This is a genomic window from Streptomyces sp. NPDC048171, assembly GCF_043202655.1.
Taxonomy (GTDB): domain Bacteria; phylum Actinomycetota; class Actinomycetes; order Streptomycetales; family Streptomycetaceae; genus Streptomyces.
This window is the reverse complement of record NZ_JBIDAU010000008.1, coordinates 100250-111990: the sequence shown is the minus strand read 5'-3', so window position 1 is coordinate 111990 and position 11741 is coordinate 100250. Positions and strand designations below refer to the sequence as shown.

Here is an 11741-nt window from a genome sequence, read left to right as displayed (position 1 = left end):
CGGAGGGCGACCGCTCCCCGGACGCGGCCCGGTCCTCGGACGATATTCGGTCCCTGGAGGACGCCCCGTCCTCGGAAGCCGCCCGGCTCGCGGACGTCACTTGGTGAGGCCGTACTCGCGCAGCGCGGCCGCCACCTGTTCGACGCCCTCGACGGTGCGGATGGTGGGGTTCATGGCCTGCCCGCTGAGCAGGACGTACCGCTTCTCGCGGACGGCGGTCATGTTCCGGGTGACCGGGTCGGACTCCAGGAACTCGATCTTCTTCGCGGCGGTCTCGGCCGTCTGCGACTTGCGGGTGAGGTCGCCGAGGACGAGGACGTCCGGGTCGCGGTCGGCAACGGTCTCCCAGCCGACCTGCGGCCATTCGTCGTGGGTGTCGTCCATGGCGTTCTTCGCCCCGACCGCGCGGGTCATGACGCCTGGGGCGCCGCAGCAGCCGCCCATGTAGGGCGACGTGGAGTTGGCGAACCAGTACATGAGGGTGACGCCGGAGGCGTCGACGCCGGACGTCGCCTGCTTCACCCGGGACTTCAGGTCGGCGACCAACTTCTCGCCGCGTTCCTCGACGTCGAACAGCCGGGCCAGGTCTCGGACCTCACGGTAGACGGTGTCCATGGTGAAGGGCTCGCTGCGCACGCCGTCGCCGTCGCCGCTGTTGTCCTTGCCCACGCAGTCGGACGGGGAGAGGTAGGCCGGCACGCCGAGTTCGCGGAACTGCTCGGGGGTGGCCACTCCCCCGGTGCCGAGGGTGGAGGCGAAGGAGGCGGCGACGAAGTCGGGTTCGGCGTCCAGGACCGTCTCGAAGGACGGCATGTCGTCGGAGAGCCGGGGCACACCCGCGTTGGCCTTCTCCAGCCCCTTCATGACCGGGTCGGTCCACGTGGCGGTGCCCGCCATGCGGTCGGCCAGGCCGAGGGAGAGGAGGATCTCGGTGGTGCCCTGGTTGAGGGAGACCGCCCGCTGCGGAGGTGCGGCGACCTCGACCTCGCGGCCGCAGTCACGGACGGTGCGCGGGTAGCCGGCCGCGTCCGGCGCTGCGGAGTCGCCGCCGGTGTCCGTCCCGGATCCGCAGCCGGCGGCCAGCAGGGCGCCGGCCAGGAGCGGCACCAGGCCGCGGAGGGCCCGGGGGGAAGCAGGGAGGCGTCGGAAACCGGCGGGGCGCGCTGCGCGCGAGAAGGCGGGCAAGGAGGATCCTCTGGCGTCGAGGGCTCGTACGCGAAGCCCGTTCGTGCGGTGCGTCCCGCGCCGTACACGGCGCGGGTGCCAGCAGGTCTTCGGACTCGGGGTCGGCCGAGCGGGACGCCTTCCCGGGCGGCGTCCGCCGCCCAGTGGCCCGTGTCCCGCCCGTCACCCTCACCGCTGCGCGTCAGCTCCGGATTCGCACCGGATTCCCTGACCCACCAGGTGGGTTCGACTGGCTTCCGCAAGCTACCACAGGGCCCTCGCGCCGCCGGGGGGCGGGCGGCTGCCTCATCCGCCCCCCGGCGCCGACGCGCCCGACCGCGTCAGCTCTTCGGCATCAGGACGCTGTCGATGATGTAGACGTTGGCGTTGGCGGTCTTGACGTTGCCGCAGACCACGTTGGCGGAGTCGTTGACCTTGTAGGCCTCGTCCGAGCCGGAGGTGGTGAGCTTGGACTTCTGCAGGGTGTCGAAGGAGCCGTTCTCCAGGTCCTTGGGGGCGAGCTTCTGGCCCACGACGTGGTAGGTCAGGATGTCGGTGAGCATCGCCTTGTCGTTGAGGACCTTGTCCAGGTCGGCCTTCGGAATCTTGGCGAAGGCGTCGTTGGTCGGCGCGAACACCGTGATGTTCTCGGCGTTGTTGAGGGTGTCGACCAGACCGGCCTTCTTCACCGCCGACACCAGCGTGGACAGGGCCGGGTTGTTCGAGGCGGCGGTGGCGACCGGGTCCTTCGCCATGCCGTCGAACGAACCGGCGCCCTCCTTCGGCACGGTGGAGCAGGCCGGGCCGAACGGCTCGTCGGCGCCGGACATGCCGCCCGAGGTGTCCTCGGACTTGTCGTCGGTGGCTGCGGGGGCCGAGGACTCGGCCTGCGCGGAGTCCGAGGAGCCGCTGTCGCCGTCGTCGGAACAGGCGGCCAGCGACAGGGGCAGGACGGCGGCCGCGACGATGGCGACGGCGGAGCGACGGATACGGGCGTTCATGGATATCTCCCTGCAAATCGGCAGCACTGAGGCAGCGCTGATGTAGTGATGTGGAGCGATGTAGTGATCTGGAGCGTGGTACGCGTCGAGGTGGAGCGATGGTCCGCTCGGTGAGCTGTCCGCCCGGTGGGTGGTTCCTATACGCGTGGAGGCCGAGCCGCCCTGCGTATCGCAGGCAGGGAGCGCGGGCGGGCGGTCCGCTGTCGGTGTGGTCTCGGTTCTTCCCTCACACGGGGAATCCGGAGCAGGGCGGGTTCCGGATTGGCCGATCACCCGATCGAGTGGGGAAGTTTCTCGGACACCTCTGTGACCAGGGGTTTCACCCGGAGGAGGCCGTCAACATGACGGAGGCTCAGAGCGGGGTGGCGGCCCGCAGGATGAGGAACATGGTGACGGCGGAGTTCGCCGACGACATCGCCGACACGGCCGTTCCGGCGGCCGCGGCCCACGCGGCCAGTCCCACCGAGGTGAACAGCGAGGGCCAGGTGCGGACGGCGGGCGCGGGACCCAGCAGGGCCGCCACCCGGCGCGGCACGGGGCCGGGCGCCGCGAGGCCGGCCAGGGTCGCGACCGGGGTGCCCCGGGAGACGAGGGCCGCCTTGCCGATCGCGGTCGCCACGGTGCGACGGTCGCCGACCACCTTGGCGGCCGCCTCGTCGGCCCAGCGTTCGGCCGTGTAGGAGACGGCGGTGCGCAGGGGGCGCAGGAACGGGTTGGCCAGCGCGGCGAGCCGGACGGCCAGCAGGAAGCGGTGGTGGCGGGCGGCGAGGTGGGCCCGCTCGTGGGCGAACAGCGCGCGCCGCTCGGCCGGTTCGAGGCAGTCGAGCAGCGCGGTGCTGACCACCACCCGGTCCCGGCGTCCGCCGGGCAGGGCGTACGCGTAGGGCACGTCGTCCGGCAGTACGGCCACGCCGGTGCCCCGCAGTCCGGCGAGGGCGCGGTGGGCCCGGCGGCGCACCCGGCCGTGCCGCCACAGCGCCCGGACCGAGACCAGGAGTACCGCGCACAGAGCGGGAATCGCCGCCTTGCCGACGACCTCGTCGTAGGGCACCGCCGCCCGCACCTCGGGGTCCGACCAGCCGTCGGGCAGCGGGTTGCCGGGCAGTTGCGCGGTGCCGACCACCATCACCAGCGCCAGGCACACGGTGCTGCACAGCGCCATGACGGCGGCGACGGCGGTGAGCAGCCTGGTCGCGGTGCGCGGGTGCAGGCGCTGCTCGGCCAGCCGGGCGACGGGCCATGCCGTCAGCGGCAGGACCAGTGGCAGGAAGACGAAGACCCCCATGGCGGTGTCAGCCGTCCTCCGCGCCGTGCGCGTGCCCGAGCAGGTCGCGCAGCAGCCGCTCGTCGTCCGGGTCGAGGCCGGTGACGAAGCTGGCCAGCACCGCCTCCCGGTCGCTCTCGGCGTCCAGGACCTTGCGCATCCTGCGCGCGGCCAGACCGGCCTGGTCCGCGGGTGTCCAGGCGAAGGACCGGCCCGCCCGCTCGCGGCTGACGGCGCCCTTCTCCAGGAGCCGGGTCAGGATCGTGATCACCGTGGTGTAGGCGAGGTCGCCGCCCAGCCGCTCCTGCACCCAGCCGGCCGTCGCGGGCCCTTCCGCCTCGCGCAGCGCCGTCAGCACCAGGGCCTCCAGCTCGCCCTGACCCCGCCGCCGCGACCGCCGGTGATCCGTCACGGGCCGCCTCCTTCCGCCGCTGTGCGCTCCGTACCGAGGCCATCGTATAGAAACCTGATTTCTACAGTGTTGTAGATTGAACGGTGGACACGCAGTCGGCACGACGAAGGAGAACGCAGTGGGAGTTTCCCTGGCCAAGGGCGGCAACGTCTCGCTCAGCAAGGAGGCGCCCGGCCTCACCGCCGTCCTGGTCGGTCTGGGCTGGGACGTGCGCACCACGACCGGCACCGACTACGACCTCGACGCCTCGGCGCTGCTTCTGGACGCCTCCGGCAAGGTGCTCTCGGACGGGCACTTCGTCTTCTACAACAACCTCACCAGCCCGGACGGCTCGGTCGAGCACACCGGCGACAACCTGACCGGTGAGGGCGAGGGCGACGACGAGGCGGTCAAGGTGAACCTGGTCGCCGTCCCGGCGGAGGTGGACCGGATCGTCTTCCCGGTCTCCATCCACGACGCGGAGAACCGCGGCCAGAGCTTCGGCCAGGTCCGCAACGCCTTCATCCGGGTGGTCAACCAGGCGGGCGGCCAGGAGATCGCCCGCTACGACCTGTCCGAGGACGCGTCGACCGAGACCGCCATGGTCTTCGGCGAGCTGTACCGGCACGGCGCCGAGTGGAAGTTCCGTGCGGTCGGGCAGGGTTACGCCTCCGGTCTCGCCGGCATCGCCGCGGACTTCGGCGTCAACATCTGACCCGCTCCCGGCCCGGTCACCGGTCCGTGGCGCAGCAGCCGCCCGCCCCACCGGGGGCCGGCGCGGTGTCGAGGCGGCAGAAGCAGGACGCCTCGACCGGTACGTCCGCGAGGGCGGCGGCGAGCCTCAGCTGCTGCGCCACGATCCGCGCCTCCCCCTCCCGGCCCAGCCGCACCAGGCACTCGTGGAGGCCGTGCAGCGCCCAGACGTTGCCGGGGTGCTGGAGGGCGCGGGGCAGGGTGTCGTCGAGCCCCAGGTCGGCCCGGTAGACCGCCTCGGCCTCGGCGACCCGGCCCTGTTCCAGGAGCAGGGCGCCGTACGCGTGCCGGGTGGGCTGCATCCAGCCCCACGGCTCGTCGTAGGGAAGGCTGTCGTCCAGGCCGATCGAGCGTTCCAGGGCGGCGAAGGCGGCGGCGTGGTCGCCCCTTCGGTACTCCAGTTCGCCGTCGAGCATGGCGGAGGCGATGGCGAGGATGTCGGCGCAGGTGTTGTTGAACAGCATGCGGGTGTCCGGCACCCGGGCGACCGCGTCGCGGAACAGGACGCGCTCGGCCTCCGCCTCGGCGACCCGGCCGGTGGCCGAGAGGGCGACGCCGCGGGCGTAGTGCAGCATCGCGGTGGTCACGCAGTACAGGCCCGGATCGGCCGGCATCGGCAGGGCGAGGATGTCGGCCCAGCGGCCGAAGCGGATCAGGACGTGCACCCGCATGGCCAGGAAGCCCTCCAGCCAGTCGGCCATGGGCGGGCTCTGCACGCGCAGCAGTGCCTCGGGAACGGACGCCTCCAGTCGGGCGGCGGTGTCGAGGGCAATGTCGTACCGGCCCAGGAACATCGCGCCGTAGATCCTGAAGTGGTAGTTGTGCGTCCGGTAGAGGGTGTAGAAGTTCATCGCCCCGGCCCGCGCGCGGTACTTCTCGTCGGCCGCGATGGCGGCGCTGTTGTCCGACACCACGCGCCGGTAGTCGCCGCACAGCACTTCGAGGTGGGACGGCATGTGCAGCAGGTGTCCCGCGTCGGGGACCAGGCCGCGCAGCCGGTCTGCGACGGAGAGGGCCGCCTCGGGGGTCGGTGACATCTCCATCAGGTGGATGTAGAGGTGCACGACACCGGGATGTTCGAGTCCCCCGTCGGCGGCCAGGGCCCGGTCGAGGACCTCCTTCGCGGCCAGGGTGCGGGCCCCCTCGGCGGGCAGCCCCGTGCGCAGGTCCCACAGTTGCCAGGGCGTCAGCATCATCAGCGCGTCGGCGTAGAGGGTGGCCACGTCGAGGTCGTCCGGGGCGAGGTCGTGGACGGCGCGCATGCTGTCGGCGTACGGCGCGTTCCAGACCGAGCAGTCCTCGACGGCGCGCTCCTGCGGGTAGCGGGCGCGCAGGGCGCCGATGAGGGCGCGTTCCACGGGGGTGGCCCGGCCCGCCTTGGCGTGGGCGAGTTCCACGGCGGCGTGGGTGCGGTCGACGGTTTGGGTCAGCTCCTCGGCGTCGAATGCCTCCCAGGGCTTGTTGTAGTTGGGGCCCAGGGCGTAGGCGATGCCCCAGTGGGCCATCGCGCAGTCCGGGTCGGCCGCCACCGCCCTCTCGAAGCACGCGACGGCCTCCTCGTGGTGGAAGGCGTACGTCCACACCAGCCCGCGGTCGAACCACCGCTGGGCCTCGGGCGACGACGTGGTCACGGGTCGGCCGTGGACGCCGAGGTCGTAGTAGTCCATGTACGGACGTATACCGCACTCCGGGACGGTCGCGGAGTACTGCGCGGAAGGCCGCGGCGCGCGGTGTCCCCGCCGGACGCGGCGCGCGCCGCGTCCGGCGGGGGTGGGGGGACCGGCGGGGGCGCGGTCAGCCGAAGTCCACGTCACTGCAGAGGAAGTACGTCTGGTCCATGTGCGACGCCTGCCAGATCGTGTAGACGACGTGCCGGCCGCTCAGGCCCGACGTACTGACCGGGATCTCGTAGTTCTGACTGGGTGCGTAGCTGCCCGTACGCGCCACCTGCTGGAGGTCGCCCCAGGTCAGGGCCTGCGTGGCGGGGTCGAATCCCTGCCGGGTGACGTAGACCAGGAAGTAGTCGGCGCCGTGGCTGGCCTGGTCGTACAGCTTGACGGTGAAGTCGTCGGCGACGTCCGTGGTCCGCCACGCGCCCACGGTGTCCAGGGAGTCGTAGCGTCCGCTCTCGGTCCGCCCCCCGCTGCACAGCTGACCGTCGGGGACGACGGCCTGGAAGTCACCGGCGGAGCCGTTGCGGTAGAGGCCGTTCCAGTTCCACATGGCGTTGGGGTCGTCCTGCCATGCCTGCCAGCACATGGGGTCTTCCTGCGCCATGGCGGGGTTCTGGAAGTCGTCGCCCCAGCGGTCCCAGCAGCCGTAGTTGCGGGATGCGGGGTCGACGACCGAGCCGTGGGCGAAGGCGGTGCCGCTCCACGGGATCAGGGTGAGGAGGACCGCGGTCAGGGCGCTTAGGGCGAGGGTCGTCGTGCGGCGGACCCGTTTCACCGGACTCACCGGATTCACTGAATTAGCGTGATCATGACAATTCATGCTGCCTTCTTCCGTGGGGGGACAGTGTCCAGGCGGGGACGCATCAGTGGGAGCGCTCCCAAATCCTCGCGGGGTCCAGGCTGCGCCCGCGTGAATCCCTTGGCAACATCCGAAACTAGCCAGTTCGCGTGACTGACGGGCGGGCGGGAGAAGTCCCGCCCGCCCGTCGTCATACCGGTGCCGGAGTACGCGTCAGAGCGCACGCCGCCTGGAACGGATCAGCAGCACGCAGCCGCCCGCGAAGAGGACGCCGCCGACAGCGGCGGGCCACAGTCCGAGGCCGGAGCCGGTCTCGGCGAGTCCGCCCTGCGCCTGCGGCTGCGGTGCGGCGCCGCCGCCGTCGCCCTGGGTGGCCTCGGGGGCCGGCACGGCGCTGCCCGCGTCGTCCGGGGCGTCCGCCGGTGTCGTGGCGGCCTTGGGCGCGGCGCTCGGGGACGCGTCGGCGTCCTGGCCGCCGTTCTGCCCCTGGTTCGGCTCCTCCTTCTGCCCGTCGTCCCGGCCGTCGTCCTGCCCGGGGCCCGGCGCGTCGTTCCCGCCGCCGTTCTGCTCGTCGCGGCCGTCCTGACCGTCCTGGCCGCCGTCCTGGCCGGAATCGGCGGGTGCCGAGGCCGTGGCGGTCTGCTCGGCCGGCGGCGCGGTGGGCTGCTCGCCGCCGTCGCCGCCGGGCTGCTCCTCGCCCTTGCCGTCGTCAGGCGCCTCGGAGGCGCCCGGGTCCCCACCCTGGCCCGGGTCCTCGCCCTGGCCCGGGTCCTCACCCTGGCCGGGGTCCTCGCCCTGGCCCGGGTCCTCCTCACCCTGGCCCGGGTCCTCACCCTGGCCCGGGTCGGAGCCCGGCGGAGGCGCGTCCGCACCGCACTCGCGGCCGGAGTTGATGCAGTCCGTCATCTCCCGCATCAGGCCCTCGTCGAAGACGTTGATGAAGTCGCTGTGGTCGGTGACCGGCTTGTGCAGCTGTTCCGGGAAGGAGTCCACGGCGAACAACGGAACCGTCCGGCCGCCGTCCTGGACGCTGGGCGCGTCCACGTCGTACACGACCCGCTGGACCAGCCGCGGAACGGCCTTGAAGCCCTCCGGGCAGCCGCCGTCGGCGGTGGCGAAGGCCATGTGGGTGCGGTGGTTGGCGCTGTCGATGTTGCGGCCGTCCCAGCAGCTCTGGAACGTGAAGGTGCGCACCACGTCGCTGCCGGAGGGGCAGAGCGGGTACTTGTCCTTCAGCTGCCGGTCCTCGAAGCCGGTGCAGCTCCAGGAGGCGTTCGCGTTGGCGTTGCCGTTGACGAACGCCTTAGCGTCACCGGTGATGATGCGCAGCAGGCGCGGCATCTCCGTGACCTTGCCGCGCTCGTTGCCCTCGAAGGTGAGCGTGACCTCGGCCGGTGTGACGATCTCGCCCGCGTTGCCCTCGATGCCGCCGCCGGGTGACTGGGCGTCCTGCTCGGCCGTGCCGTTCTGGAGGCGGATCACGGGCCAGTAGTACGAGGACTTGTCGCCCTGGTCCGCGCAGCTGGTCTCGGCGGCGGCCAGGTCCTCGTCGCTGGAGAAGGCGTTGCTGTCCTGGTTGCCGACGTAGTCGTGGAAGTGGTGGGCGCCGTTGCCGACGCCGGGGGCGGCGATCAGGTTGTCCGAGTTGAACAGGCCCTCGGCGTTGACACCGCAGCTGGTGCTGAAGGAGCCGTTCGAGGCGTTCTTCTGGCGGGGCGCCTTCACCACGTTGGGCTGGACGGACTTGATGTCGGCGTAGTCGGCCGCCACCGGGCCGTTGCCCGCCTGGCCGCCGTTCCCGGCCGCGCCGCCGTCATCCCCGCCCTGCTGCTGGTCCTGTCCCTGGTCCTGGCCCTGGTTCTCCTGTCCCTGGTCCTGCTGCTCCTGCTGGTCCGGGCTGCCGCTCTGCGCCGGCTCCGTCGCGACCTCGGTGCGGCGCAGCGTGCACTCCGCGAGTGTGTCCAGTCCTTCGGGGCGGTCCCCGGCCTTGGCGACGGCGGCGGCGATGCGCTCGATGGTCGCCGCCCGGTCCTCCTTCAGGGGGTCCAGGATGGCGGCCTCGTCGAGGGAGCCGTCGTCCGCGGTGCGGGCGGCCTCCTGGAGTTGGCGGTACGCGGTGGCGATCTGCTCGTCGAGCTGGGCCAGTTCGGTGTCGACCTCCTGCCTGGCAGGTTCCGGCACGGTGGTCAGCCGCTCGGTCAGGTCGGGGCAGTCGACGGTCGCCGCGACTCCGGAACTGCCCAGGGGAACGGCGTCGTTGCCGGATTCGGTCGCGGAGGCGAAGACGTTCACGGCCACCAGGCCGCCGCCCCCCAGTATCAGCGCGACCGCTCCGAAGGTCGCGCGCCGCGCCCCGGTCGGGCGTCTGCGCCTGTTGTGTCCCAAGGCGTGCTCCTGTGTCGTGACGGACTCGGGCATGGAATGCCCCCGGCTCCATACGGAGGAGCGGGCCGGAGCGTTCAGCCGTCCCCGGGATTCTCAGGAATCCCTCACCTCCTGCCGACGCGAGCCCGGTGGTCCGATCGAGGGGCTTGGGTGTCGGACGGCAGCGGCAGGAGGATGAAAAGGGCAGGGACAGCGAGGCACGAACGGAACGCCCACGAGTGATCCCAGGAGCCGCTGATGTCCGAGAAGCCGAGTGACACACATCCGCCGGTGGTCGACCGCGCGACCTTCGAGCAGCGACTGGAGGGGTTGCGGTCCAGGGAGAAGGCCCACACCCGCGAAGGGGACGCGATCGCCGCCGCGCGCCGCAGGCTCCCGATGGTCGAGGTGGCCGCGGACAGCCCTCTGCTGGGCCCCGACGGCCCCGTGACGCTGCTGGACGCGTTCGAGGGGCGACGCCAACTGATCGCCTACTACTTCATGTGGTGGCCCGGGCGGCCGGCCGCCGAGCAGTGCGAAGGCTGCACCTGGGTGATGAGCCACGTGGGTGAGCTGGCCTATCTCCACTCCCGCGACATCACCTTCGCCGTGTTCTCCCAGGGGCGGAACTCCGCCTACGGCTTCGCGGACGCGCAGACGTCGTACGAGGAGAGCCTGCGCTACCGCGCCTTCATGGGCTGGACGATGCCGTGGTACTCCGCGCAGCCCTCACTCGAGACGCTTCTGGTCGGCCGGGAGCCGGGCCTGTTCCACCTGGTGTGCTACCTGCGCGACGGCGACCGTGTCTTCGAGACGTACTGGACCAAGCGCCGTGGGGCGGAGGCGGTGGACTACAGCTACGCGCTCATGGACCTCACGGCGTTCGGTCGTCAGGAGGCGTGGGAGGACTCACCGGCGGGGCGGCCGCGCCTCGGGCAGGCCACGCGGACTCTCAGCGGGGCCCCGGACTGGCTGCCGCTCCGGGACGAGCGGGGTGGACGCCCCACAGCGCACTGGCCACGCATCGACGCCGGCCGCTCCGACGACCTGGGCACCACCGGCACCGGCAGGCCGACCGGTTCCGAACACTGAGTCCCACTGCGGGGCGGGAAGCGCCGGAGCGGGCCGAGGGGCAGGCGCGCGTTCGGGGCGCCCTTCGCCCGTAGGGGTCCTTGTCGGCGGCTCGGTCCCGGTGGAACGATGCGGACGGCACCGCCTCAGCGCAGCGAAGGGACCCGTCGTGACCGACGACCAGCACCGGCCGCACCCCGCCGCCGCGTTCGACGCGCTGGGCGCCGAGTACGAGAAGGCGTTCGCCGGGTCGAGGACGCACCGGCGCTCGCTGGAGTGGCTGCTCGGGCGGCTCGCGCCGGGCAGCCGGGTGCTGGACGTGGGCAGCGGCACCGGCCGCCCCACCGCCGAGACCCTCGCGGCCGCCGGCCACGACGTGCTGGGCGTCGACATCTCGCCGGTCATGGCCGAGCTGGCGGCCCGGCAGGTGCCGGACGCCACGTTCCGGTGCGCCGACATCCACGACGTACCGCTCGAGGACGCTTCGTTCGACGCCGTCTGCGTGTACTTCTCGCTGCTCCAGCTGGACCGGCGGGAGCAGGCGGCGCTCATCGGGCGTCTGACGTGGGTGCTGAAGCCTGGGGGTTACCTGGTGCTGGCGACCGTGCCGCTGGACGTGGAGGGCGTCGACGCCGTCTTCATGGGACAGCCGGTGCGCGTGACCAGCTTCACCGCTCAGGCCCTCGCCACCGTGGTGGAGGAGGCCGGTCTTGAGGTGGTGACGGAGGAGGCGACGCTGTTCACCCCCGCCCACCCGGACGCCCGGCCCGAACCGCACCTCTTCCTGCACTGCCGCCGCCCGGCCGCCACCGCGCCGGACGCCTGACCCGCCGGCCCCGCGACGGGCGGCCGGCCCCGGCGCCGCCCCGGATGGGGTAACCCCGCACGCGCACACCGGGCCCCGCGGCCAGAGTGGGGACCATGACAGAGCCTGGCGAGCGACGGCGCCGCACGTCCTCCACCGCCACCCGCGAACGTCCCGTGCGCGGTGCCCGGGACGCGGCCCGGCGCGCCGCGGACGCCCTCTCCGAGCTGACCCGGCACCACCTGGAGGGCGTCTCCGCGGTGTGCCGGAGCGAGGACGACGGCTGGATCGTCAACGTGGACGTGCTCGAAGTGGCCCGCATCCCGGACACCACCAGTCTGCTCGCGACCTACGAGGTCGAACTGGACTCCGCGGGCGACCTCGTGCAGTACCGCAGGATCGCGCGCTACCGGCGCGGCGCCCAGGACCAGTGAGCCGACGGTGAGGCGCGTACCC

Annotated in this window: 11 protein-coding genes and 1 riboswitch; of the genes, 4 read left to right on the top strand and 7 right to left on the bottom strand. The window is 72.3% G+C overall.

Going from position 1 to position 11741, the window contains the following annotated elements:
* Positions 1–96: 96 nt before the first annotated feature.
* The 4 genes from ACGF3J_RS23060 to ACGF3J_RS23045 form a co-directional block, all read right to left on the bottom strand.
* Positions 97–1110, bottom strand: a complete 1014-nt coding sequence (locus ACGF3J_RS23060) for an ABC transporter substrate-binding protein (protein WP_393854856.1) — start codon at positions 1108–1110, stop codon at positions 97–99.
* Positions 1111–1247: 137 nt separating this feature from the next.
* A riboswitch (cobalamin riboswitch) is annotated at positions 1248–1434 on the bottom strand.
* A 71-nt stretch (positions 1435–1505) separates the two neighbouring features.
* Positions 1506–2165 (bottom strand): fasciclin domain-containing protein, encoded by a 660-nt coding sequence (locus ACGF3J_RS23055; RefSeq protein ID WP_161329869.1) that lies wholly within the window; start codon positions 2163–2165, stop codon positions 1506–1508.
* A 352-nt stretch (positions 2166–2517) separates the two neighbouring features.
* Positions 2518–3450: a M56 family metallopeptidase gene (locus ACGF3J_RS23050; RefSeq protein WP_393854595.1), complete on the bottom strand. Its 933-nt coding sequence runs from the start codon at positions 3448–3450 to the stop codon at positions 2518–2520.
* A 7-nt stretch (positions 3451–3457) separates the two neighbouring features.
* Entirely contained in the window at positions 3458–3841 is a 384-nt protein-coding gene (locus ACGF3J_RS23045; RefSeq protein WP_161327483.1) for a BlaI/MecI/CopY family transcriptional regulator, read from the bottom strand.
* A 118-nt stretch (positions 3842–3959) separates the two neighbouring features.
* On the opposite strand from ACGF3J_RS23045, the gene ACGF3J_RS23040 reads away from it, so the two are divergent.
* A complete protein-coding gene (locus tag ACGF3J_RS23040; RefSeq protein ID WP_393854594.1) occupies positions 3960–4535 on the top strand; it encodes a TerD family protein in 576 nt (191 codons plus the stop codon).
* Between the two features lie 16 nt (positions 4536–4551).
* On the opposite strand, the gene ACGF3J_RS23035 is transcribed toward ACGF3J_RS23040, so the two are convergent.
* From ACGF3J_RS23035 to ACGF3J_RS23025, 3 genes are all read right to left on the bottom strand, one after another.
* On the bottom strand, positions 4552–6240 hold the full coding sequence (locus ACGF3J_RS23035) for a hypothetical protein (protein ID WP_393854593.1): 1689 nt from the start codon (positions 6238–6240) through the stop codon (positions 4552–4554).
* A 127-nt stretch (positions 6241–6367) separates the two neighbouring features.
* Entirely contained in the window at positions 6368–7066 is a 699-nt protein-coding gene (locus tag ACGF3J_RS23030; RefSeq protein WP_161329063.1) for a lytic polysaccharide monooxygenase, read from the bottom strand.
* Between the two features lie 192 nt (positions 7067–7258).
* Complete coding sequence (locus ACGF3J_RS23025) at positions 7259–9343, bottom strand: DUF1996 domain-containing protein (RefSeq protein ID WP_393854855.1); 2085 nt, start codon at positions 9341–9343, stop codon at positions 7259–7261.
* Between the two features lie 324 nt (positions 9344–9667).
* On the opposite strand from ACGF3J_RS23025, the gene ACGF3J_RS23020 reads away from it, so the two are divergent.
* From ACGF3J_RS23020 to ACGF3J_RS23010, 3 genes are all read left to right on the top strand, one after another.
* The gene (locus ACGF3J_RS23020) at positions 9668–10501 is read left to right on the top strand and encodes a DUF899 family protein (protein WP_393854592.1); all 834 of its coding nucleotides are present in this window, start codon (positions 9668–9670) and stop codon (positions 10499–10501) included.
* A gap of 148 nt (positions 10502–10649) precedes the next feature.
* Positions 10650–11306 carry a class I SAM-dependent methyltransferase gene (locus tag ACGF3J_RS23015; protein ID WP_393854591.1) on the top strand — a complete coding sequence of 219 codons (657 nt, stop codon included), beginning with the start codon at positions 10650–10652 and terminating at the stop codon, positions 11304–11306.
* Between the two features lie 95 nt (positions 11307–11401).
* The gene (locus tag ACGF3J_RS23010; RefSeq protein ID WP_393854590.1) at positions 11402–11719 is read left to right on the top strand and encodes a gas vesicle protein; all 318 of its coding nucleotides are present in this window, start codon (positions 11402–11404) and stop codon (positions 11717–11719) included.
* The last annotated feature ends 22 nt before the right edge of the window (positions 11720–11741 follow it).

Bases quoted from the DNA above. Each gene is read 5' to 3' on its own strand.
- ACGF3J_RS23055 (WP_161329869.1), bottom strand. From the start codon at position 2,165: ATGAACGCCCGTATCCGTCGCTCCGCCGTCGCCATCGTCGCGGCCGCC.
- ACGF3J_RS23050 (WP_393854595.1), bottom strand. From the start codon at position 3,450: ATGGGGGTCTTCGTCTTCCTGCCACTGGTCCTGCCGCTGACGGCATGG.
- ACGF3J_RS23035 (WP_393854593.1), bottom strand. From the start codon at position 6,240: ATGGACTACTACGACCTCGGCGTCCACGGCCGACCCGTGACCACGTCG.
- ACGF3J_RS23030 (WP_161329063.1), bottom strand. From the start codon at position 7,066: ATGAATTGTCATGATCACGCTAATTCAGTGAATCCGGTGAGTCCGGTG.
- ACGF3J_RS23020 (WP_393854592.1), top strand. From the start codon at position 9,668: ATGTCCGAGAAGCCGAGTGACACACATCCGCCGGTGGTCGACCGCGCG.
- ACGF3J_RS23010 (WP_393854590.1), top strand. From the start codon at position 11,402: ATGACAGAGCCTGGCGAGCGACGGCGCCGCACGTCCTCCACCGCCACC.